General features: G+C 72.8%; 20 protein-coding genes. 15 read left to right on the forward strand and 5 right to left on the reverse strand.

The window, feature by feature from the left end; all coding sequences use genetic code 11:
* Nucleotides 1-19 precede the first annotated feature (19 nt).
* From ACZ6H8_RS04700 to ACZ6H8_RS04715, 4 genes are all read left to right on the forward strand, one after another.
* On the forward strand, nucleotides 20-700 hold the full coding sequence (locus ACZ6H8_RS04700; RefSeq protein ID WP_464144920.1) for a response regulator: 681 nt from the start codon (nucleotides 20-22) through the stop codon (nucleotides 698-700).
* 292 nt (nucleotides 701-992) lie between these two features.
* Entirely contained in the window at nucleotides 993-1,877 is an 885-nt protein-coding gene (locus ACZ6H8_RS04705; RefSeq protein WP_464144922.1) for an ABC transporter ATP-binding protein, read from the forward strand.
* A complete protein-coding gene (locus ACZ6H8_RS04710) occupies nucleotides 1,874-2,992 on the forward strand; it encodes an ABC transporter permease (protein WP_464144924.1) in 1,119 nt (372 codons plus the stop codon). Before ACZ6H8_RS04705 ends, ACZ6H8_RS04710 begins: the two co-directional genes overlap by 4 nt.
* 119 nt (nucleotides 2,993-3,111) lie before the next feature.
* Nucleotides 3,112-4,461, forward strand: coding sequence for a heparan-alpha-glucosaminide N-acetyltransferase domain-containing protein (locus ACZ6H8_RS04715; protein WP_464144927.1), 1,350 nt, complete (start codon nucleotides 3,112-3,114; stop codon nucleotides 4,459-4,461).
* Between the two features lie 23 nt (nucleotides 4,462-4,484).
* On the opposite strand, the gene ACZ6H8_RS04720 is transcribed toward ACZ6H8_RS04715, so the two are convergent.
* From ACZ6H8_RS04720 to ACZ6H8_RS04730, 3 genes are read right to left on the reverse strand one after another with little or no spacing between them, the layout of a single operon-like run.
* Entirely contained in the window at nucleotides 4,485-5,261 is a 777-nt protein-coding gene (locus ACZ6H8_RS04720) for a DeoR/GlpR family DNA-binding transcription regulator (RefSeq protein WP_464144930.1), read from the reverse strand.
* A 41-nt stretch (nucleotides 5,262-5,302) separates the two neighbouring features.
* Entirely contained in the window at nucleotides 5,303-6,307 is a 1,005-nt protein-coding gene (pdxA, locus tag ACZ6H8_RS04725; RefSeq protein WP_464144932.1) for a 4-hydroxythreonine-4-phosphate dehydrogenase PdxA, read from the reverse strand.
* The gene (locus tag ACZ6H8_RS04730; RefSeq protein WP_464144934.1) at nucleotides 6,304-7,464 is read right to left on the reverse strand and encodes a four-carbon acid sugar kinase family protein; all 1,161 of its coding nucleotides are present in this window, start codon (nucleotides 7,462-7,464) and stop codon (nucleotides 6,304-6,306) included. The genes pdxA and ACZ6H8_RS04730 overlap by 4 nt, the downstream gene beginning before the upstream one ends.
* 139 nt (nucleotides 7,465-7,603) lie before the next feature.
* On the opposite strand from ACZ6H8_RS04730, the gene ACZ6H8_RS04735 reads away from it, so the two are divergent.
* The 7 genes from ACZ6H8_RS04735 (at nucleotide 7,604) to ACZ6H8_RS04765 (ending at nucleotide 13,625) form a co-directional block, all read left to right on the forward strand.
* Entirely contained in the window at nucleotides 7,604-9,010 is a 1,407-nt protein-coding gene (locus ACZ6H8_RS04735; protein WP_464144936.1) for an Nramp family divalent metal transporter, read from the forward strand.
* 2 nt (nucleotides 9,011-9,012) lie between these two features.
* Nucleotides 9,013-9,960, forward strand: a complete 948-nt coding sequence (locus tag ACZ6H8_RS04740; protein WP_464144939.1) for a phosphoglycerate dehydrogenase — start codon at nucleotides 9,013-9,015, stop codon at nucleotides 9,958-9,960.
* A gap of 35 nt (nucleotides 9,961-9,995) precedes the next feature.
* Nucleotides 9,996-10,937 carry an aldo/keto reductase gene (locus ACZ6H8_RS04745; RefSeq protein ID WP_464144940.1) on the forward strand — a complete coding sequence of 314 codons (942 nt, stop codon included), beginning with the start codon at nucleotides 9,996-9,998 and terminating at the stop codon, nucleotides 10,935-10,937.
* 47 nt (nucleotides 10,938-10,984) lie between these two features.
* On the forward strand, nucleotides 10,985-11,773 hold the full coding sequence (locus ACZ6H8_RS04750) for an HpcH/HpaI aldolase family protein (protein ID WP_464144942.1): 789 nt from the start codon (nucleotides 10,985-10,987) through the stop codon (nucleotides 11,771-11,773).
* 61 nt (nucleotides 11,774-11,834) lie between these two features.
* Nucleotides 11,835-11,987 carry a hypothetical protein gene (locus ACZ6H8_RS04755; protein ID WP_464144945.1) on the forward strand — a complete coding sequence of 51 codons (153 nt, stop codon included), beginning with the start codon at nucleotides 11,835-11,837 and terminating at the stop codon, nucleotides 11,985-11,987.
* Nucleotides 11,984-12,877 (forward strand): ABC transporter ATP-binding protein, encoded by an 894-nt coding sequence (locus tag ACZ6H8_RS04760; RefSeq protein WP_464144947.1) that lies wholly within the window; start codon nucleotides 11,984-11,986, stop codon nucleotides 12,875-12,877. The genes ACZ6H8_RS04755 and ACZ6H8_RS04760 overlap by 4 nt, the downstream gene beginning before the upstream one ends.
* Before the next feature lie 13 nt (nucleotides 12,878-12,890).
* Nucleotides 12,891-13,625, forward strand: coding sequence for a hypothetical protein (locus tag ACZ6H8_RS04765; RefSeq protein WP_464144950.1), 735 nt, complete (start codon nucleotides 12,891-12,893; stop codon nucleotides 13,623-13,625).
* A 120-nt stretch (nucleotides 13,626-13,745) separates the two neighbouring features.
* Here the strand turns inward: ACZ6H8_RS04765 and ACZ6H8_RS04770 are convergent, their stop codons facing one another.
* Nucleotides 13,746-14,717, reverse strand: a complete 972-nt coding sequence (locus tag ACZ6H8_RS04770) for a hypothetical protein (protein ID WP_464144953.1) — start codon at nucleotides 14,715-14,717, stop codon at nucleotides 13,746-13,748.
* Between the two features lie 76 nt (nucleotides 14,718-14,793).
* On the reverse strand, nucleotides 14,794-16,158 hold the full coding sequence (locus ACZ6H8_RS04775; RefSeq protein ID WP_464144960.1) for a cryptochrome/photolyase family protein: 1,365 nt from the start codon (nucleotides 16,156-16,158) through the stop codon (nucleotides 14,794-14,796).
* 403 nt (nucleotides 16,159-16,561) lie between these two features.
* On the opposite strand from ACZ6H8_RS04775, the gene erm reads away from it, so the two are divergent.
* The 4 genes from erm to ACZ6H8_RS04795 all read left to right on the forward strand — a co-directional run bounded on the left by erm (nucleotide 16,562) and on the right by ACZ6H8_RS04795 (nucleotide 21,765).
* The gene (gene erm, locus ACZ6H8_RS04780) at nucleotides 16,562-17,461 is read left to right on the forward strand and encodes a 23S ribosomal RNA methyltransferase Erm (RefSeq protein ID WP_464144964.1); all 900 of its coding nucleotides are present in this window, start codon (nucleotides 16,562-16,564) and stop codon (nucleotides 17,459-17,461) included.
* 161 nt (nucleotides 17,462-17,622) lie between these two features.
* Complete coding sequence (locus ACZ6H8_RS04785; protein WP_464144965.1) at nucleotides 17,623-19,872, forward strand: bifunctional metallophosphatase/5'-nucleotidase; 2,250 nt, start codon at nucleotides 17,623-17,625, stop codon at nucleotides 19,870-19,872.
* Nucleotides 19,873-19,987: 115 nt separating this feature from the next.
* Nucleotides 19,988-21,040, forward strand: a complete 1,053-nt coding sequence (locus ACZ6H8_RS04790) for a threonine aldolase family protein (protein WP_464144967.1) — start codon at nucleotides 19,988-19,990, stop codon at nucleotides 21,038-21,040.
* Between the two features lie 59 nt (nucleotides 21,041-21,099).
* Nucleotides 21,100-21,765: a YdeI/OmpD-associated family protein gene (locus ACZ6H8_RS04795; RefSeq protein WP_464144969.1), complete on the forward strand. Its 666-nt coding sequence runs from the start codon at nucleotides 21,100-21,102 to the stop codon at nucleotides 21,763-21,765.
* Nucleotides 21,766-21,775 lie beyond the last annotated feature (10 nt).

The raw sequence follows: 21,775 nt of genomic DNA on the forward strand, positions 1-21,775 counted from the left end.
CCCCCTCGAGGAGCCCCGAGTGACCCGTATCCTGCTCGTCGACGACCAGGCGCTCGTGCGCGTCGGCTTCCGCACCATCCTCGAGACCGAGCCCGGCTTCGAGGTCGTCGGCGAGGCGGCCGATGGCCGGGAGGCCGTGCTGAAGGCTGCCGACCTGCGCCCCGACGTCATCTGCATGGACGTGCAGATGCCCGTGCTCGACGGCCTCGGAGCGACGCGTGAGATCTGCGACGGCGACTCGGGCGCGTCCGTGCTCATGCTCACGACGTTCGACCGCGACGACTTCCTGTTCGAGGCGCTGCGCGCAGGCGCCTCCGGGTTCCTGCTGAAGACGGCCGAGCCCGAGCACCTCATCGACGCCATCCACGCCCTCGCCCGCGGCGACGCGCTGCTCGCACCGTCGGTGACGCGCCGCGTCATCGAGCGCTTCGCCAGCCCCGACGGCGCGGGATCGATGCCCGAGGCGCCCGAGCTCGACCTGCTGACGGAGCGCGAACGCGAGACGCTCATGCTGCTCGCCCGCGGCCACTCGAACGGCGAGATCGCCGAGCGGCTGTACGTGGGCGAGGCGACCGTGAAGACGCACGTGTCGAACGTGCTCATGAAGCTCGGCATCCGCGACCGCATCCATGCCGTCATCTGGGCGTACGAGCGCGGCGTCGTGCAGGCCGGCAGCGGATCGGTGCCGACCGTCGAGTGATGCGCCGCCGAACCGGCGCCTGAGCGACTGCTCGTGTGCGCAGTGCAGATGAGGGCGCGCTGTGGTGCAGGTTCGGCGGGCATCAGCGTGACGCGCTCGCTCGGTGCCGCCTCGACGCGGGCCCCGGATGACGCGCAGCGGTCCGTCGAGGGGAATGCTCCCTCGAGCGCTCGCCGAGCGTCATCCTGCGCCAGCAGCCGTCGTCGCCCGGCGACCCTCACCCGCTCGGCGGAGCCGCACATCCACCCCACGCCGGATACGCGCACGAGCCCGCGACCGTAGCGTCGAAGCCATGATCCGACTTCGAGGCATCGACCGGTCGTTCGGCGCCAACCAGGTGCTGCACGACGTGTCGTTCGACATCCACCCCGGCCGCATGACCGGCTTCGTCGGCGCGAACGGCGCCGGCAAGACCACGACGATGCGCATCCTGCTCGGCGTGCTCGAGCCGAGCGCAGGCGTCGTCGAGGTCGACGGTGCACCCATCACCGCCGACTTCCGCGCCCGCATCGGCTACATGCCAGAGGAGCGCGGCCTGTACCCGAAGATGCCGATCGACGACCAGCTCGTCTACCTCGCCCGCCTCCACGGCCTCGACGGCGCGACCGCGAAGCGCCGCGCGCTCGACCTGCTCGACCGTCTCGGGCTCGGCGACCGGCACCACGACACCCTCGAGTCGCTGAGCCTCGGCAACCAGCAGCGCGCGCAGATCGCTGCGGCGCTCGTGCACGATCCCGCTGCGCTCGTGCTCGACGAGCCCTTCTCGGGCCTCGACCCCATGGCGGTCGAGACGACGCTCGAGGTGCTGCGCGACGTCGCCCGCACCGGCGCTCCCGTGCTCTTCTCCAGCCACCAGCTCGACGTCGTCGAGCGCCTCTGCGACGAGCTCGTCATCATCGGCGACGGCCGCGTGCGCGCCGCAGGCACCCGCGAGGACATCCGCGCCGCCCACACCCGCCCCGAGTGGCGCCTCGTGACCGCCGGCGACGCCGGTTGGGTGCGGGATGCCGCAGGCGTCGAGGTCGTCGACCTCGCAGGCGGCGAGGTGCGCTTCACGGCCGCCGACGACGCAGCGGCCGACCGCGTGCTGCAGCAGGCCGTCGAGCGCGGCGGCGTGCGCGCGTTCGCCCCCGTCACGCGTCCGCTGACCGAGATCTTCCAGGAGGTCGTCCGATGACCATCACCACCGCGGACTCCACCGCGAGCCACGCCGCACGCCGCGTGCCGTTCTGGCGCGCCGTCGGCATCGTCGCGCAGCGCGAGATCCTCGTGAACCTGCGCTCGAAGGCGTACCTGATCTCGGCAGCGATCGTGCTGCTGGGTGCGCTCGCCGCCGTGATCTTCTCGTCGGTGGGGCCGCAGCTGTTCCAGTCGACGACGTCGGTCGCGGTCGTCGGCTCGACGCAGCAGGTCGTGGAGGCGCTGCCCGACACGGAGGTGACGGTCGTCGACTCGGCAGACGAGGCACGCGACCTCGTCGCCTCCGAGGAGGTCGACGCGGCCGTGCTGCCCAGCGACGGCCCCGCAGGCCTGCTCGTGCTCGGCGACCGCGAGGCGCCCGAGTCGCTCATCGGCCTGCTGTCGGTCATGCCCGACGTCGAGCTGCTCGACCCGAACGCGCCGAACCCGGGCCTGCTGTACCTCATCGGCCTCGGCTTCGGCCTCGTGTTCATGATGGCGTCGATGTCGTTCGGCTACGGCATCGCAGGCTCGGTCGTCGAGGAGAAGCAGACGCGCATCGTCGAGATCCTGCTCGCGTCGGTGCCCGCCCGCGCCCTGCTGGCAGGCAAGATCGTCGGCAACTCGCTGCTCGCGTTCGTGCAGATCGCGCTCATCGCCGCGGTGGTGCTCATCGGCGGGGCGATCACCGACAACTCGGTGATCCTCGACGGCCTCGGCGAGCCGATCGCGTGGTTCGTGGGCCTGTTCACGGTCGGATTCGTGCTCATGGCGTCGCTGTTCGCGGCGGCGGCGGCGATGGTGTCGCGGTCGGAGGATCTCGGCTCCACGACGACGCCGATCATGATGCTCGTGATGCTGCCGTATGTCGCCGTCATCCTCTTCAACAACAACCCGCTCGCGTTGCAGATCATGTCGTACGTGCCGTTCTCGGCGCCGGTGGCGGTGCCGATGCGCGCCTACCTCGGCACGATGGAATGGTGGGAGGGGCTGCTGTCGTTCGGCATCGTGCTCGTGTCGACGGCGATCGTCATCGCGTTCGCCGCCCGCGTGTACGAGCGGTCGCTGCTGCGCATCGGCAAGCCGGTGAAGCTGCGCGAGGCGCTGCGCTGACCGACCCCGCACGACAGATCTGAGGTTCTCGGCCGCTTGTGACCTCACAAGCGGCCGAGAACCTCATCTCTCTCGTGGGGTCGTGGGTGGCGCATGGGTGGAGGATGCATGATCGGGGCATGAGCGCGCACCCGGGATCCGCCGCCGGGCCCACCGGGCCGGTCTCCGGCGGGACGGTCGCGCACGCCGCCGCCGCCGCAGCCGCATCCACCGGCGCATCCGCCCGCATCGTCGCGATCGACCTCGCCAGGTGGCTCGCGATCGTCGGCATGATGAGCGCCCACCTGCTGTCGTCGGTCGCGGGGTCGTGGACGGGCGCCACCGGCACGCAGGCGCAGGCGGCCGACGTCGTGCTCGCTGGCGCGAACGGCAACGCGTCGTCGCTGTTCGCGGTGCTCGCCGGGGTGAGCCTCGTGCTCGCCACCCGGTCGCTGCTGGCCGGAGGGCATCGCGTCGCCGCGCTGCGCGCCGTGCTGGGCCGCGCGATCGTGGTCGGCGCGGTCGGGGTGCTGCTGGCTGCGTGCATGCCGCCGGTGCACGTCGTGCTCAACTACCTCGCGTTCGCGATGGTGCTCGCCGCTCCGCTGCTCCTCGCGCCGAGCTGGCTCGTGGCCGCCGTCGCTGTGGCGCTGTGGGTGGGCGGCTCGCAGGTGGCGCTCGCGGTGCGCGAGTGGCGCTTCGGCGAGGGGGTCTTCCCGCAGGCCGATGCGCTCGAGGGCTCCCCGTGGGCCGCGCTCGTCGACCTGCTGTGCACGGGCGAGTATCCGGCGGTCACGTGGGTGGCGATGCTGGCGGTCGGCATCCTCGTGGCCCGCGGCGTGCTGCGAGCGGGCTCGACGACGCGCGCTCGCATCGTCGGCCTCGGGATGCTGGGTGCAGGCGCGCTCGTCGCCGTCGCGGCGATCCTCGTGTCGGAGCGCACGATGGATGCGTTCGCGGACTCGTGGGCGGCGTCGCAGGGGCTGACGGGTCAGCTGCCGTGGCTGCTGCGCTTCGGCACCGGCACGCCGCCGGACGCATCGTGGTGGTGGCAGGCGACGGCGGTGCCGCACACGGGCACGATCGGCGACGTCGCGCGCGGCGTCGGCGTGGCGGTCGCGGTGATCGGGGCGCTCGTCGTCGCGCTGCCCCCTGGTGCCCGGCTGCCGCGCGCGCTCGAGCCGGTGCGGGCCGCGGGTGCTGCGCCGTTCACGATCTACACGCTGCACGTGTGCGCGCTGCTGGCTGCGTCGATCGCGTGGGCGTTCGCAGGCGGTGGGAGCGCCATCGCGGTCGGTGCCGACGGAGCGGTCGAGCTGCCGCCGTGGACCGTCGCAGGCTTCGGCATGCTCGGCATCCACGTGGCGGGGTCGCTGCTGCTCGGCGTGCTGCTGGCGCGTGCCCGCGTGAGGGGTCCGCTCGAGCGGATGGCGGGCGCCGTCGCGCGCTCGTTCGCGTCGCCGCGGGGCGACGACGCGCTTCGGCGCTGAGCGGCGCGACTCGCACCGCGGCGTCAGCCCGCGACGACCACCGGGATGCCGGCGCGGTCGAAGGCCGCGAGCCGATCGGCGTCGGCGCGCGCGTCGGTCACGAGCGTCCACGGCCCATCGAGCGCCGTCCAGGCGTGGAATGGCCTCTGACCGAGCTTGCTCGCGTCCGCGAGCACGTACACGGCTGCCCCACGACGCGCGGCGAGCTGCTTGAGCCGCGTCTGCTGCGGATCGGCCTCGCACAGCCCGAGCTCTGCGTCGACGGCGTCGGCGCCGAGGAACACGCGATCGAACGTCATGCGCTCGAGCGCGGCCTCGGCGAGCGGCCCGACGAAGCCCTCGCTCACCGCGCGCAGCCGACCCCCGAGGCAGTCGACCTCGACGCCCGCGACGTCCGAGAGCTCGTGCACGACGCTCATCGCGGGCGTGACGACGTGCAGCGGCCCCGAGAGCTCGCGCGCGAGCGCACCCACGGTCGAGCCGCCATCGAGCAGGATCGACTCGCCCTCCTGCACCTGGGTCGCGGCCCAGCCGGCGATCGCGCGCTTCTCGTCGGTCGCCTCGCCGAGCCGCTGACGCAGCGACGACTCGGCGTGCGACGCCATGGCGCCGCCGAACGTGCGGGTGATGCGACCCGCGTCCTGCAGCCTCGCCAGGTCGCGACGGATGGTCGACTGCGTCACGCCGAATCGCGTCGCGAGCGCGTCGACGGATGCGAGCCCGCCGGCGCGCGCGAGGTCGACGATCGCCTGCCGCCTGACCTTCGCCGACGGGCTCGACGTCGACTCGTCCGTGCTCACGAAGCCATCCTCGCGCATCCCGCTCGCGACGACGCGGATGCTCACGCTGCGGTGGGCACGACCGTCGCCATGGCGGCGGCCTGGCGCAGCGCCTCGACCATGCTGGCGCTGTCGGCGATCCCGCGACCGGCGATGTCGAAGGCCGTGCCGTGGTCGACCGACGTGCGGATCACGGGCAGCCCGACGGTGATGTTGACGCCTGCCTCGATGCCGAGCACCTTCACGGGGCCGTGGCCCTGGTCGTGGTACATCGCGACGACGAGGTCGTAGTCGCCGCGACCCGCGAGGAAGAACAGGGTGTCGGCGGGCAGCGGCCCCACGGCGTCGATGCCTGCCGCACGAGCCGCCTCGACGCCGGGGGCGATCTTCGTCGCCTCCTCGCCGTAGCCGAAGAGGCCGTTCTCGCCCGCGTGCGGGTTGATGGCGCACACGCCGATGCGTGGCGCGTCGACGCCCGCGCGGCGCAACGCCTCGGCGCCACGCACGATCGTGCGCTCGACGAGGCCGGGCTCGATGCGGGCGACGGCGTCGATGAGCCCGATGTGCGTCGTGACGTGGATGACGCGGAGTCGCTCGGTCGCGAGCATCATCGAGACCTCGTCGGTGCCTGTGAGCGACGCCAGCATCTCGGTGTGGCCGGGGAAGGGGTGTCCACCGGCGTGCAGCGCCGCCTTGTTGAGGGGCGCGGTGCAGATCGCCTGCGCCGTGCCTTCGACGGCGAGCTCGGCGGCGACGCGGACGAAGTGGAAGGCGGCGTCGCCCGCGACGGGCGACTCGACGCCCCAGGGGAGGTCGGCGGGCAGCAGGCCGAGGTCGACGACGTTGACGATGCCGGGCTCGAACACCGCGTCGCCGGCGCCGTCGACGGCGCGCACCTCGACGTCGAGGCCGAGGATGCTCGCCGCCTCGCGCAGCCGTGCGGCGTCACCGATGACGAGGGGGCGCGAGGTGGCGAGCACCTCGGGGTGCACGACGGCGGCGACGGTGACCTCGGGGCCGATGCCCGCGCCGTCGCCCATGGTGACGGCGATGAGGGGGAGGGTCATGGGTGCTCCTGTCTTCCGGATGCGAGGCAGCCGAGGGCTGCCTGCAGGCTGGTGGGGTCGCCGTAGCTGCCCGGGCGCGTGATGATGCGCCGGGAGCCGGCGAGGGATGCGACGGCGCCGTGGTGCAGCTCGGCGACGGGTCGGAGGATGCGGATGCCGAGGGCCTCGAGCACGGCGCGCGCGGTGGCGCCACCGGAGAGGACGAGGTCGCGCTCCCCGGCGATGCGCGAGGCGAGCTCGGCGAAGCCGCGCTCGACGAGCGCGGGATCGGCGCGGCCTCGCGGCGCGGCGACGATGGCGGGGACGCCGACGGCGGGGGTCGCGGAGGCGATGGCCGCAGCCTCAGGGCGCAGCAGGGCGATGCCGTCCGCCTCGCAGGCGTCGACCTGCTCTGCGGCCTCGGCGCTCGCGGTGCCGATGAGGGCGAGCGGATCGGGCCTGCCGGGCAGGTCGTGCGCAGCGGGCAGGCGAGAGTGCGCGAATCGCGCAGCCCAGGCCTCTGCGAGCCCCGCTGCACCGACGAGCACGCCCGGGGCGGCTGCCGCGACGGCCGCGAGGTCGTCGGCGGTCTCGGCGTCGGCGAGGGCGACCCTGCCGTCGGCGGCGACCTCCTCGAGCACCTGCGCGAGCGCGGGGCCACGCACGGCGGACAGCGGCACGACGACGGCCTCGGTGGGGGCGATCGCGGTGGCGACGGCGGTCGGGGCATCGCCGTCCTCGGCGTGCCAGGCATCCGTGCGATCGAGCGGCACGCCGTCGACGCGCACGACACCGTCGACCACGGCGCGCCGGGTCGCGGGCACTGCGGTGCACAGCACCGGGGCGCGGCCCGCCAGCGCGGCCGTGACGGCGCCGAGCGGTCCGCGCAGCAGGGAGTCGACCTTCACGAGCACCTCGACGCCCTCGGGCAGCGCGTCGAGGATGCCTGCGAGCCGATGGCGCGCGCCGTCGTGGTCGAGATGCCGGAGGTCGGCGTCGACGACGAGCGCACCGGGCTCGCGCAGCGCTGCGGCGATGGCGTCGCGATCGGCTCCCACCAGGACGCGCGGCAGCGTGCCGCCGGGCGCGACGAGCAGGGCGGCGGTCTCGACGGCCCCCGTCAGGTCGTCGGCGACGACGACGAGTCGGGCTGCAGCGGCGTGCGCACCGGCGTCCACACAGACCTCCTCGTCGAGCGGTCCGCTCGTCGGACCTGCGCGTTTCATGCTAGGCGGGTTGCGCGTTTCGCGCAATCAGGCCTATCGTGTCGTCCGCGGCGGTCGCACTGCCGTGGAACCCTGGTCAAAGGAGACTGACATGACGACGACCGCGACGAAGCCGGCCGCGCTCCACGATCCCTACGCCCTCAGGGCCGAGGACGTGAAGCCCGCCCCCACGACGCTGCGCGGTCGCATCCGCCACCTCGGCCCTGGCCTCGTGCTCTCGGCCGCCGTCGTCGGCTCCGGCGAGCTCATCACGACCACCGCGCTCGGCGCGCAGGCGGGCTTCGTGCTGCTGTGGCTCGTCATCATCTCGACCGCGGTGAAGGTCTGGGTGCAGCTCGAGCTCGCGCAGTGGGCGATCCACTCCGGCCAGCCCGCGCTCGTCGGCTACTCGAAGGTCGGCCCGAAGACGCGTCGCGGCTCCTGGATCAACTTCCTCTGGGTCCTCATGGACTTCACGAAGATCCTGCAGCGCGGCGGCATCATCGGCGGCGCCGTCGCGTGCATCTCGATCATGGTGCCGATCGGCGGCGATCCCTTCGGCATGACCTCGCTCGTGTTCTGGACGCTCGTCGTCACCGCGAGCGCGATCCTCTTCAACATCAGCGGCAAGTACTCGGTGCTCGAGCGGGTCTCGTTCGTCTCCGTCGTGGCCTTCTCGCTCATCACCGTCGGCCTCGCGCTCGGCCTGCCATTCACGCCCTTCGCCTACTCGGCCGCCGACATCGGTGGCGGGCTCGCGCTGGCCCTGCCCGTCGGCGCCATCGGCTTCGCGATCGCGATGTTCGGCCTCACCGGCGTCGGCGCCGACGAGATGACGACCTACACCTACTGGTGCATCGAGAAGGGCTACGCACGCTGGACCGGACCCGACGACGGCACCGAGGAGCGTGCGCAGCGCGCCGAGGGATGGATCCGCGTCATGCGCCTCGACGTGCTCGTCTCGTGGGTGATCTGCACGGTCAGCACCTTGTCGTTCTACGTCATCGGCGCCGCCGTCCTGCACCCGCAGGGACTGGTCCCCGAGGGCAACGACATGATCGTGACCCTCTCGCGGATGTACTCGGACACCATGGGTCCCGCCGGCTACTGGATCTTCCTCGTCGGCGCGTTCTTCGTGCTCTTCTCGACGCTCATCGCCTCCACCGCGTCCGTGCCGCGCCTGTGGGGCAGCACGCTGTCCATCCTCGGCGTCTTCGACTGGACCGACCTCGTCAAGCGCAAGCGCATCATCCGCGCGCTCACCATCGGCATGCCGCTCGTCTGGGCGCTCAGCTTCCTCGTCGTCCAGGCGCCGCTCGTCATGGTGCAGATCGGCGGCATCGGCTCCGGCATCTTCCTCGTCGCCGTCGTGATCGCCGTGTGGCATCTGCGTCGCGAGGTGCCCAAGCGCTTCCGCAGGAGCGCGTTCTGGACGGTCGCGCTGTGCTTCAGCTCCGCCGCCGTCGCCGCCCTCGGCGTCTACGGCGTGCTCAAGGTGTTCGGGATCGAGATCGGCTGATCATGACGGTGCTGATCACGACACCCAGCTTCGGCGCGCAGTCGCGCGCGCCGTGGGATGCGCTCGCCGAGGAGGGCCTCGCCTTCCGCTCCGACGTCGAGGCGCATCCCCTCGACGCCGCGACGCTCGCGCAGCGCGCGGCCGGTGCGACCGCGCTCGTCGTCGGGCTCGACGAGGTGGATGCGACCGTGCTCGCGACGCCCGGCCTGCGCGTCGTCGCGAAGCACGGCGTGGGCGTCGACAACATCGACCTCGCGGCGGCGTCCGCGGCGGGCGTGCAGGTCGTCAACGCACCCGGGTCGAACACGGTCGCGGTCGCCGAGCTCACGCTCGGCGCGATCCTCGCCGTCGCCCGCCGCATCGTGCCTGCGCACGCCTCCCTCGCCGACGGCGCCTGGGACCGGTTCCCCGGGCTCGAGCTGTCGGGTCGCACGCTCGGCGTGCTCGGCTTCGGCCGCATCGGGCGAGCCGTCGCCGTCCGCGCCCGGGCGTTCGGGATGCGCGTGGTCGCCTTCGATCCGTTCCTGGCCGATGCCGCGTTCGCCGAGGCGGGCGTCGAGCGCGCCGAGGCCGCGCAGGTGATCGCGAGCGCCGACGTGCTCACGCTGCACGTGCCTGGCGGCGACGGACCTCCGCTGCTCGACGCGGCCGCCATCGCGTCGATGCGACCGGGCTCGCTGCTCGTCAACGCCGCGCGCGGCGGGCTCGTCGACGAGGCCGCCGCCGCAGAGGCGCTGCGATCCGGACACCTCGCCGGTGCCGCGTTCGACGCGTTCGCGCACGAGCCGCTCGAGCAGGCGAGCCCTCTGCGCACGGCACCGAACGTGCTGCTCACGCCCCACATCGGCGCGCACGCCGACGGCGCGAACGCGACGATGGGCGTCACGGTCGTGCGCGACGTCGCACGCATCCTGCGCGGCGAGGCGCCCCTGCATCCCGTGCTCGCCTGACGCATCCCACCCGACCCCCCTTCAGGAGCTCCGCCATGCCAGCACTCGTCCTCGGCACCATGACCTTCGGCGACACCGTCGACGAGGCCGGCTCGGCCGCGATGCTCGAGGCCGCGGTCGCCGCGGGCGTCGCCAGCATCGACACCGCCAACGGCTACGCGGGCGGCGAGACCGAGCGCATCCTCGGGCGCCTGCTGCCGCAGCTGGGCATCGAGCTGCCGATCGCGACGAAGGCGGGCATGCCGCATCCGGACGCCGACGGGCACGCCCCGCTCTCGCGCGAGGGACTGCGCCGCAGCGTCGCCGGCTCCCTCGCCCGGCTGGGCCGCGAGTCGGTCGACCTCTTCTACCTGCACCAGCCGGATCGCGCGACGCCGCTGGCCGAGACGATCGACGCGATCGCCGAGCTGCAGGCGGAGGGGCGCATCGCCGCGCTCGGCGTCTCGAACCTCGCGGCCTGGCAGGTCGCCGACGTGGAGCGCGAGTGCGCCCGCGCCGGCATCGCGGGCCCTGTCGTGGCGCAGCAGCTGTACAACCTCGTCGCCCGCAGGCTCGACGCCGAGTACCGCGCGTTCGCGGCCGATCGCGACATCGAGACGATGGTCTACAACCCCCTCGGCGGCGGCCTCCTCACCGGCAGGCACCGCTTCGACGACGCACCGGACGCGGGGCGCTTCGGCGACTCGCGCCTCGCCGGCATGTACCGCGCGCGCTACTGGGACGAGCGGCTGTTCGCCGCGATCGCCGCGCTCGGCGCCATCGCCGACGACGCGGGCCTGCCGCTCGCCGAGCTCTCGCTGCGCTGGCTCGCCTCGCAGCCCCTCGTCGGCTCGATCCTGCTGGGAGGCTCGAAGCCCGCGCAGCTCGTCGCGAACGCCGAGGCGATCGGCCGCGGACCCCTCGACGACGACGTCCTCGCGCGTTGCGACGAGGTCGGCAGCGACCTCGCAGGCCCCATGCCCGCCTACAACCGCTGACCGCCGCGCCCTCGACGCGCAGCCCATCCCACCGACTGGAGTCCGCAATGCCTCTCACGCCCGCACCCCATCCCGCCGCCGCCGTCATCGAGCGAGCACGACGCCACGAGGTCGTGGTGGGCTACTGGATCGTGCTCGACTCGCCCGTGTCGACGGAGCGGATCGCGCTCACCGGCTACGACTACGTGGCCGTCGACGCGCAGCACGGCCTGCTGGGCTACTCGGGCATGCTCGCCAACCTGACGGCGATCGACGCGGCGCACGGCCCCGCGGGCGTCGTGCGCGTCGAGGCGAATGCGCCAGCCGCGATCGGCAAGGCGCTCGACGCCGGCGCACGCGGCATCATCGTGCCGCTCGTCGACGACGCCGACGACGCCGAGCGGGCGGTCGTCGCCGCACGCTACCCGGGACGCGGCACGCGCTCGTACGGTCCCATGCGCGCGGGGCTGCGCATCGGCCCGAAGCCCGCCGACTCGGATGCAGCGGTGCTGCTGCTGTGCATGATCGAGACCCCGGAGGGCCTCGCGAACGTCGACGCGATCCTCGCCGTCGACGGCGTCGACGGGGTCTACATCGGCCCGAGCGACCTCGCGCTCGCGGTCGGCGCGCGCTTCCCGGGCGACCCGGATGCGCAGGAGGCGTTCGACGCGGCGATCGATCGAGTGCTCACGGCCGCGAAGGCTGCCGGCAAGGTCGCGGCGATCCACACGGCTTCGGGCTCGATCGCGCGCGACCGCATCGCGCAGGGCTTCACGTTCATCACGATCGCGTCGGATCTCACGCACCTCGAGGCTGCCGCACGAGGCCACCTGGCGGAGGCAGTCGAGCAGGGCTGAGGGACCGCCGGCCGAGCCGGCGCACGACGACGGCGTCCTCTACAAGAGGCGAGGCATCGGCATGTTCGTCGCCACCGGAGCGCGCGACCGTCTCGTCGAGGCGAGGACGCGCGCATTCACCCACGAGTTCATCGCACCCATGCTGCGCGAGGCGGCGAAGCTCGGCATCACGCCGGCCCAGCTCGCGCACATCATCGAGGAGGAGTCGGCATGACCGCCGTCATCGAGACCACCGGTCTCTCCAAGCACTACCCCAAGGGCGTGCGCGCGCTCGACGACGTGTCGATCGCGCTCGAGCCGAACCGCATCCACGCCCTGCTCGGCCGCAACGGCGCAGGCAAGACCACGCTCATGCAGCTGCTCACCGGGCAGCTCGTCGCGACCAGCGGCGACATGCGGGTGCTCGGCGACCACCCGTTCGAGAACGCCGACGTCCTCTCGCGCACGTGCTTCATCCAGGAGTCGCAGAAGTACCCGGACGGGTTCCGCGCGCAGGAGGTGCTCGCGATCGCCCGGCGACTGCACGACGGCTGGGATGCCGACCTCGAGCGCCGCCTCGTCGACGACTTCCGCCTGCCGCTCGACCGCGAGATCAAGAAGCTCTCCCGTGGGCAGCTCTCGGCGATCGGCATCGTCGTCGGGCTCGCCTCGCGCGCCGAGGTGACGTTCTTCGACGAGCCGTACCTCGGGCTCGACGCCGTCGCCAGGCAGCTGTTCTACGACCACCTGCTGGCCGACTTCGCCGAGCATCCGCGCACGATCGTGCTCTCGACGCATCTGATCGACGAGGTCGCGAACCTGCTCGAGCACGTCGTCGTGCTCGACCAGGGGACCGTGCTCATCGACGCCGACGCCGACGAGCTGCGCGGCCGCGCCTACGACGTCTCCGGCCGCGCCGACGCCGTGGAGCGGTTCTGCGCCGGCCGCGAGGTCGTCGCGCAGCAGCGCATGGGCGGGCTCGCGAACGCGACGATCCTCGGATCCCTCGACGCCGCGACCCGCGCCGAGCTCGCCGCTGCCGACCTCACGACGAGCCCGGTGTCGCTGCAGGCACTCGTCGTGCACCTCACCCGTACCCCCGAGCTCGCCGACGCGAGCGTCTGAGAGGAGCGACGCCATGGATCGCACCGCATCCGTCATCCGGCTGCACACGCAGCACCGCTTCAACACCTTCGGCCTGCCGTTCGTCATCGTCGGGCTCGCGTTCCTCGTCGTGCTCGTCATCGGCGTCATCGCGAACGTCTCGACGGGCGGTGACCGGAACGACCTCGCCAGCATGCAGCTGGGCATGACGTGGAACGGCGCCGTGTTCGCGCTGCTCGGGCCGCTCATGGGTCTCGGCTTCACCGCGATGCTGCAGATGTTCCCGCTCGCGCTGGGCCTCGGCATCACGCGGCGCGAGTTCGCCGTCGGATCGGCAGCCGTGTTCGCCGGCCTGTCGCTGCTGTTCGCGATCGTCGTGACGATCCTGCGGGCCATCGAGCGGGCGACGAACGGATTCGGGCTCAGCATCCGCATGTTCGACGTCGCCTACGTCGGCGGCGGCGCCTGGTGGCAGACCCTGCTGCACACCTTCGTGCTGCTGCTGATGGCGATGCTGCTGAGCGCCGCCCTGTCGACGATCTACCTGCGCGGCGGCCAGACGGCGCTGTGGCTCGTCATCACGAGCGTCGTGCTGGCGGGGGTGCTGGCCGGCGGCATCGTGATGGTCGTCGACCCCGGCGGCCTGGCCGGCATCGGCACCGCGCTCTTCGAGGCCGAATGGTTCGCATGGGTGCTGGGCTTCGCCGCCGTCGGTGCTGCGGCAGCCCTCGTGTGGACGCTGCTCATCCGCAGGGCGCCGGTGCGCTGACCCGCGCCGCGTCCACCGTCCGCCGCACCGAGTCCCATCGCACCGCGACGCCCCGCCACCCTCTGCGGTGTCGGGGCGTCGCGCCTGCGCCCGTCGTGACGACGGCGCGGAGCGCCGACCTCAGCCGATGCGGCCTGTCGCTGCCAGCCAGACGACCGACACCACGACGACGATGACCGCGGCGACGCTGAAGACCACCGCCACCGAGCGCGGCACGTCGGCGTGCAGCCGCACGTCGCGCAGCCTTGGGCTGTGCGTGCCCACGGCCTCCCAGACTCCCGACGCCGCCAGCGCGCCCGTGAACGCCTCGAGCGACTGCCGTTGCGCGGCCCACCGACGCTCGGACCCTGCCGCCGGCGATCGGCCGGGGAACAGGTAGAGGCGCCGGTCCCTGATCTCGACGTCGTAGTCGCGCCCGATGCGCTCGAACAGCGCCACGATCTCGGGACGGAAGAACGCTCGCGCGGCCGCTTCGCCGCCGTCGGCGACGAACAGTCGGAAGCGGCGCTCGCCGCCGACGTCGACGCGCTGCGACCGATGCCACTGGTCGGGGGCGACGCGCACGCCGAGGACTCGCGAGAGATGCCCGAAGCTCATGATCATGTGCGGCAGCCGCTCGGGCAGTCGGATGGCGACGTACGCGTGCCGCCGACCCGCCGGTGCTCGATGCCGGCTCGACACCTGCGAAGCCAGGGTGCCCAGCTCGATCGGCATGCCGTGCAGCTCGCCGGAGACGACGCCGAATCGTTCGTGCTCGGCGCCGTAGGCGAACGGCACGCCGAGGTTCGCACCCGTGCCCGCCTTCCACAGCCAGAACCTGCCGCCCAGCTGCGCAGCGAGCTGACGCAGCCGCTCGACGGCACGCGGAGGGTGGTCGACCATGGTGCGGATCGCGAGCACGCAGATGAGCACCGACGAGACGGTCGCGACCCACAGCAGCCCCGACATGTCCTCGAGCACGAGGAGGTTGATGGCCGACGTCCCCAGCGCCGTGACCCCGCCGACGAGCGCCGCGATCCGCGGACCTCGCAGGAGCGCCGCGTACCGTGCGGCCTCGTCTGGCGACGCGTCGGGAGGCTCGGTCGCGCTCACGCGACGATGCTAGCCACGCGATGCTGCATGGACGATGGGAAGGACCTCCCCATGCCGAGGCTGCGCCGCGCGACGCTCAGCGCTTCGTCGCCTGCAGCCGATCCAGCGCCTCCGCGCGCTCCTCCTTGTGGTCGAGGATGCGCTCGGGGTAGTCGTGGGCGTAGCCGTCGTCGGCCTTCCACGGCTCGTGCACCGCACCGCCGGAGAGATGCCGCAGCTCTGGCACCCACCGCCGCACGTACTCCCCCTCGGGGTCGAACCGCTGCCCCTGCAGCACGGGGTTGAAGACGCGGAAGTACGGTGCCGCATCCGTGCCCGTGCCCGCGGTCCACTGCCAGCCGTGGTTGTTGGATGCGATGTCGCCGTCGACGAGGTGGTCGAGGAAGTGCCGGGCGCCGTGCGGCCACCACACGTGGAGGTCCTTCACGAGGAACGACGCGGTGAGCATGCGCACGCGGTTGTGCATCCACCCCTCGGCGAGCAGCTGCCGCATGCCGGCGTCGACCATGGGGTAGCCGGTGCGGCCCTCCTGCCAGGCGACGAACGCGTCGCCGGGCTCGTCGTACTGCATGCCGTCGAGCGCATCGGTGAGGTCGCGCCAGTCGCTGCGCGGCGCATGCCACAGCACGTCGGCGTAGAACTCGCGCCATGCCAGCTCGGTGCGGTACCGCAGCAGCGACTGCATGCGCGTGCCCGTGCGGCCACGCGAGCGACGTTCGAGGTCGGCGAGCATGGTGCGCGGATGGATGGTGCCCCACTTGAGGTGCGCCGACATGCGCGAGGTCGTGTCGTCGCCCGGGAGGTTGCGGCCCTCGTCGTACTCGTCGAGGTCGTCGTCGAGGAACGCGTGCCAGCGCTCGAGCGCCGCCTGCTCGGAGATCGTGGGGATGTCGGCATCGATCGCGGGTGCCGTCGGCAGCTCGTCGCTCTCGACGAGCCTGCACCAGCGCAGGCCGTCGGGGTCGGCGGCCGGGGCGCGCCATCCGTGGTCGAGCCACGCCCTCGAGAACGGCGTGAACACCTTGTAGCGGTCGCCGGATCCGTTGCGCACACGGCCGGGGGTGACGGCGTAGGGGCTGCCGGTCTCGACGAGCGCGACGTCCTCCTGCGCGAGCGCTGCGCGCACGCGGTCGTCGCGGCGGCGTCCGTACGGGAACGGCTCCGCGCTGACGTGCACGGCCGACGCGTCGACCTCGGCGGCGAGCTGCGGCAGGATGCGGGCAGGGTCGCCGGATCGCACGACGAGCGCGCCGTCGGTGGCCGCGCGCAGGTGGGCCATCGCATCGACGAGGGCGGCGCGGCGCACGTCGCCCGCCGAGTCGAGCAGGGCGTCGTCGAGGATGAACACCGGCAGCACGTCGCCCTCGGCCGCGGCGGCGCCGAGCGCGGGGTGGTCGCCGAGCCGCAGGTCGCGGCGGAACCAGAGGATCTGTCGAGGCATCCCCTCCACCGTACGTTTCGTGCGTGCCGGCTCGTGCGGGCTTGACGCGGGGGTGCGCTGCGGCCTGCCGCGTCGCGACACCCACGATCGGTCACTCGATGCTGCCCCTGACGCCGAATGGCCGCATCCAGTGACCAGTCGCGTCCATCGAGTGACCGATCGCGCACCGCAGCGGAGGCGGGATGCGGCGAGCCGGGGCGGGCGGGTACGGTGGAGGCATGGGTTCGATCTACGCCATCCGCATCCGCCGCGCCTGAGCGCGGGCCGATCCCCTCTTCGCTCGGCTCGTCGCTGACCTCGGTCGCCGGCCGCAGCTCCATGCTGCGCTGCCCGCCCCAGGTCCGGCCATCAGGTCGCGGCACCTCGTGCTGCCACCGCCATCTCGAGCCCTGCGGAGCCTCCCGTGTCCCGACACCCACGCCATCATCCCCACCGCGGCCGCGCCGCCCACCCGCGCACCCGCCCTGAGCAGTCGCCTGACGCCGCGCGCGATCGCCGCACCCCCACGACCGGCGGCGGCAGGCCCGCGCAGCCGCCGACGGGCAGCACGCACGCGCCCGGCAGGCACGAGCTCGGGCAGAGCTTCCTCGTCGACCGCGGCGTCGTGCACCGCATCGTCGACCTCGTCGCCGCCACCGACGGCCCCATCGTCGAGATCGGCACGGGCGACGGCGCCATCACGCGCCCGCTCGCGCGGCTCGGCCGCCCCATCCGCGGCCTCGAGCTCGACGGCAGGCGCGCGGCGAGGCTCGACGCCCGCACGCCCGCCCACGTGCGCATCGAGCACGCCGACGCGCTGCAGCACCGCTTCGCGCCGCGCCCGCACGTCGTCGTGTCGAACCTGCCCTTCCACCTCACGACCGCGCTGCTGCGGCGCCTGCTGCACGCGCCCGGATGGACGGATGCCGTGCTCGTCGCCCAGTGGGAGGTCGCTCGCCGCCGCGCGGGCGTCGGCGGATCGACGCAGCTGACGGCGCAGGCGGCGCCGTGGTTCGACTTCGCGCTCGAGAGCCGCATCCCCCGCTCGGCGTTCCGACCGATGCCCGCCGTGGACGCCGGGCTGTTCACCGTGACGCGTCGACCCGATCCCGGCATCCGCTCGCGCACCGTCTACGAGCGGATGGTCGCCGACGTGTTCTCCGCGAGCGGCCGCGGCCTCGCACGCATGCTCGCGCAGGCACGCGTGCTGCGACTCGACGACGCTCGCGCCTTCATCGGCGCCCGCGGCATCGCGCGCGACGCGTCGCCCACGGCGCTCACGCGCGACGACTGGATCGCGCTGTGGCGCGCGTCGGGGCGGTGACGATCGCGCACCCGTCGGATGTGCACGCGCGCTCGGACGAGGACGGGACCCCGCGGGCGCCGAATGTGAACGTCCGGTAACGACCTCCACCGGCTCTGTACGGCATGCCTATGCGATCCATAGGCTGGCCCCACCCGTCCCCTTTGACATGAGGATCCCCCATGCCCCGATCGAACGTGCGCCGCGGAGCCCTCTCCGCCGTCGCCGCAGCCGGCGCCATCGCGCTGGGCTTCGGCATCGCAGCGCCGGCGTCCGCGACCGTGAACGACGACGGCAGCATCACCGTCGACCTGCTGAACATCACCGACTTCCACGGCGCGCTCGTGCAGTCGCCGAGCATCGCCGCGCAGGTCGCAGCCTTCCGCACCGCGAACGACGACACCGTCTTCTCCTCCGCGGGCGACTCGATCGGCGGCTCGACGTTCGAGTCGGCGGTCGACGCCGATGCGCCGACCATCGAGGTGCTCAACGAGTCGGGGCTCGACGTCTCGGCCGTCGGCAACCACGAGTTCGACCAGGGCTTCGACACCCTCATGGACGACGTCGTGCCGGCAGCCGACTTCTCGTACCTCGGCGCGAACGTGGTCGACGAGGTCACGGGCGAGCCCGTGCTGCCGCCGTTCGAGATCGTCACGACCGACGCGGGCGTGCGCATCGGCTACGTCGGCACCGTCACGCAGCAGACGGCGACGATCGTGAGCCAGAGCGGCATCGAGGGTCTGCGCTTCGACGACCCCGTCGCGGCGACGAACGAGTACGCAGCCCTGCTCTCCGACGGCGTCGACACCCCTGAGAACCCGGAGGCAGACGTCGTCGTGGCGCTCGTGCACGAGGGCCACGCGGTCGTCTCGGAGGGCATCGGCGCCGACGTCGACGTGGTCTTCACCGGCCACTCGCACGTCGGGTTCATCGGCGAGACCCCCAGCGGTGCGCCGATCGTGCAGTCGGAGGCCTCCGGCTCGCTGCTCGGCCACGTGCGGCTCACCATCCCGACGGAGGGCGAGATCGTCTACGACACGGTCGAGAACCTCACCGTCGACGAGTACGAGTGGGATGCGACCGTGCCCGAGGAGCAGCAGGTGCCCGGCGCAGGCTTCGACCCCACCGTCGCAGCCACGGTCCGCGAGGCGTTCCGCACGGCCGACGAGCTCGGCTCGGAGCCGGTGGGCACGATCGCCGCACCGTTCAACGCAGCCTCGAACGAGGGCGCGCCGAACGTCGGCACGCCGCAGCACCGAGGCGCGGAGTCGCCGCTGGGCAACCTCGTCGCCGACATCGCGCTCGAGACCGTGAACGACTTCGGCCTCGACGCCGACTTCGGCATCATGAACCCCGGTGGCCTCCGAGCGGACCTCGACCCGAACGCCGACGGCACCGTCACGTTCGCCGAGGCGTTCAACGTCACGTCGTTCGGCAACACGATCGGCACCGTCGACCTCACGGGCGCACAGGTCGACACGCTCCTCGAGCAGCAGTTCCTCGGCCAGGGAGACCGTCCGATGCTCGCGCTCGGCCTCTCGCGCCTGTCGTACCTGTACGACCCGAGCGCAGCGGTCGGCGAGCGCGTCAGCCAGATCCTGCTCGAGACCGACGAGGGCTTCGAGGCCATCGATCCCGCGGGCACGTACCGTGTCGCGTCGAACACGTTCCTCCTCGAGGGCACCGATGGCTTCTCGGTGCTCGGCGAGGGCACCAACCTGCAGGAGTCGGGCGTCATCGACTGGCAGGCGACCGCCGACTTCCTCGCCGACCGCCCGAACCTGGCACCGACGTACCGACAGCAGTCGATCGGCATCACCTACGTGACCGACCTGTCGCGCGCCATCGCCCCGGGCGAGCAGGTCACGATCGACCTGTCGTCCCTCTCGTTCACGGGCACCGAGCCGCAGGCCGAGCTCGTCACGGCCTCCGTCGTGGGCAGCAACCTGCCGTCGCTGCCGACGACGATGGACTCGGGTGCGACGTCCACGGGCGCCTCGACCGAGGCCGACCTCGTGCAGCCCGCCGCCGCCCCCGGCACGGTGCTCGCCGAGGTCGCCGTGAACAACGACAACGTGGTCGACTCGAACGAGACCGGCCGCGCATCGGTGACGATCACGGTGCCGGAGGACACGGTCGACGGCCAGCTGTTCGTCGCGTACGAGGTCACGGGCGCAGGCGTGCCCACCGACGGCGTCGTGCTCGAGTTCACCGTCGACGCCGCCGCCGTGCCGCCGACGGCACCCGAGCCGTCGAACCCGGCACCCAGCGCACCGGCCCCGACCGACCCGTCGACGCCTCCTGGCGCAGGCGGCGGTCAGGGAACGCTGCCGCAGACGGGTGGCGAGCTCGCCGGCCCGGCGCTCGCGCTCGCCGCGCTGCTGCTGCTGGCAGGCATCGGCCTCGTGGTGCGTCGCCGCACGGCGGCCTGACGCAGGCGCGGCCCTCGCGGCCGCATGCACGATCGAAGGCGGTCCCCACGCACGTGGGGACCGCCTTCGGCGTTCGCCGTTCGGCGGATGCGCCGCGAACCGGGAGGATGGAGCCGTGCAGCAGATCCACGACCCCAGCATCCGCACGTTCGCGAGCGACAACTACGCAGGCGTGCACCCGGCCGTGCTCGAGGCGATCGCGACGGCGAACGCCGGCCACGTCGTCTCCTACGGTGCCGACCCGTACACGGCGCGGCTGCAGGAGGTGGTGCGCGAGCACCTCGGCGAGCACGCGGAGGCGTTCCCCGTGTTCAACGGCACGGGCGCGAACGTGCTCGCCCTGCAGTCGTCGCTGCCCCGCTGGGGTGCCGTGATCTGCGCGACCGGAGCGCACATCAACGTCGACGAGGGCGGCGCGCCCGAGCGCGTCGGCGGCGTGAAGCTGCTGGCCGTGCCGACGCCCGACGGCAAGCTGACCCCCGAGCTCGTCGACCGCGAGGCGTGGGGCTTCGGCGACGAGCACCGCGCGCAGCCCGGCATCGTCTCGATCACGCAGTCCACCGAGATCGGCACGCTGTACACCGTGGACGAGATCCGCGCGCTCGCCGACCACGCGCACGGCAAGGGCATGCTGCTGCACGTCGACGGCGCCCGCATCGCGAACGCCGCTGCCGCGCTCGATGCGCCGTTGCGCTCGTTCCTCACCGACGCGGGCGTCGACATCCTGTCGCTCGGCGGCACGAAGGATGGCGCGCTGGCCGCCGAGGCGGTCGTGACGCTGTCCGAGCGCGCGGGCGACGGGCTCACGTACCTGCGCAAGACGTCGATGCAGCTCGCGTCGAAGATGCGGTTCCTCTCGGCGCAGCTGCTCGCGCTGTACGACGGCGACGTGTGGCTCGAGAACGCGCGGCACGCGAACGCGATGGCTGCGCGGCTGCGTGCCGCGCTCGAGGGGGTCGAGGGCGTGACGTTCGTGCAGCCGACGCAGTCGAACGGCGTCTTCGCGTCGCTGCCAGCAGGCGTCGCCGACCGCGTGCGCGAGTCGTTCCTCTTCTACGACTGGAACGGCGAGTCGGGCGAGGTGCGCTGGATGTGCTCGTGGGACACGACGGAGTCCGACGTCGACGCGTTCGCCGCTGCGGTGCGTGCGGCGGTCGCGACGGCGTAGCCGCCGTCGATGCGCTGCCGCGCAGCGATCGCGTCGGGCGCTGGTGGCATGCTGGCGGCATGACGCAGCCGGGCACGCCTGGTGGGAGCGACGATCGACCCGCCGTCTTCTTCCGCGACGCCGCCGAGCTGCGCGCCTGGTTCGCGGCGAACCACGAGACCGCCACCGAGCTGTGGATGGGCCTGCACAAGCGCTCGTCGCCCGCTGCAGATCCCGGGCTCGGCTGGGCTGAGGCCGTGCCGGAGGCGCTCTGCGTCGGCTGGATCGACTCCGTCTCGCAGCCCATCGACGAGCACACGCGCCGCCAACGGTGGACGCCCAGGAAGCCGTCGAGCATCTGGTCTGCCGTGAACGTCGCCCACGTCGAGCGCCTGCTCGTCGAGGGGCGCATGCAGCCTGCGGGCATCGCCGCCTACGAGCGGCGCACGCCGGAGCGCACCGGCACGTACTCGCACGAGCAGGCCGTCGTCGCGCTCGCCGACGCCGAGCAGGCCGTGCTCGATGCGAGCCCGCCCGCCACGGCGTTCCTCGAGGCTGCGACGCCCGGCTACCGCCGCGCCGCGATCCACTGGGTCGCGAGCGCGAAGCGCGACGAGACGCGAGCCAGACGCGTGGTGCAGCTCGTCGAGGCGTGCACGTCGGCTACCCTGCTGCCGCACCTGCGGCCGTCGCAGACGCCGAGGTGGGTCGCGCGCGCCGCGGCCGCTGCCGACGCCGCGCGCTGAGCCCGCGACG

The sequence above is a fragment of the Agrococcus sp. AC640b genome (genome assembly GCF_979255995.1).

Bases quoted from the DNA above. Each gene is read 5' to 3' on its own strand.
- ACZ6H8_RS04705 (WP_464144922.1), top strand. From the start codon at position 993: ATGATCCGACTTCGAGGCATCGACCGGTCGTTCGGCGCCAACCAGGTG.
- ACZ6H8_RS04710 (WP_464144924.1), top strand. From the start codon at position 1,874: ATGACCATCACCACCGCGGACTCCACCGCGAGCCACGCCGCACGCCGC.
- ACZ6H8_RS04715 (WP_464144927.1), top strand. From the start codon at position 3,112: ATGAGCGCGCACCCGGGATCCGCCGCCGGGCCCACCGGGCCGGTCTCC.
- pdxA (WP_464144932.1), bottom strand. From the start codon at position 6,307: ATGACCCTCCCCCTCATCGCCGTCACCATGGGCGACGGCGCGGGCATC.
- ACZ6H8_RS04735 (WP_464144936.1), top strand. From the start codon at position 7,604: ATGACGACGACCGCGACGAAGCCGGCCGCGCTCCACGATCCCTACGCC.
- ACZ6H8_RS04740 (WP_464144939.1), top strand. From the start codon at position 9,013: ATGACGGTGCTGATCACGACACCCAGCTTCGGCGCGCAGTCGCGCGCG.
- ACZ6H8_RS04745 (WP_464144940.1), top strand. From the start codon at position 9,996: ATGCCAGCACTCGTCCTCGGCACCATGACCTTCGGCGACACCGTCGAC.
- ACZ6H8_RS04750 (WP_464144942.1), top strand. From the start codon at position 10,985: ATGCCTCTCACGCCCGCACCCCATCCCGCCGCCGCCGTCATCGAGCGA.
- ACZ6H8_RS04755 (WP_464144945.1), top strand. From the start codon at position 11,835: ATGTTCGTCGCCACCGGAGCGCGCGACCGTCTCGTCGAGGCGAGGACG.
- ACZ6H8_RS04760 (WP_464144947.1), top strand. From the start codon at position 11,984: ATGACCGCCGTCATCGAGACCACCGGTCTCTCCAAGCACTACCCCAAG.
- ACZ6H8_RS04765 (WP_464144950.1), top strand. From the start codon at position 12,891: ATGGATCGCACCGCATCCGTCATCCGGCTGCACACGCAGCACCGCTTC.
- ACZ6H8_RS04775 (WP_464144960.1), bottom strand. From the start codon at position 16,158: ATGCCTCGACAGATCCTCTGGTTCCGCCGCGACCTGCGGCTCGGCGAC.
- ACZ6H8_RS04785 (WP_464144965.1), top strand. From the start codon at position 17,623: ATGCCCCGATCGAACGTGCGCCGCGGAGCCCTCTCCGCCGTCGCCGCA.
- ACZ6H8_RS04795 (WP_464144969.1), top strand. From the start codon at position 21,100: ATGACGCAGCCGGGCACGCCTGGTGGGAGCGACGATCGACCCGCCGTC.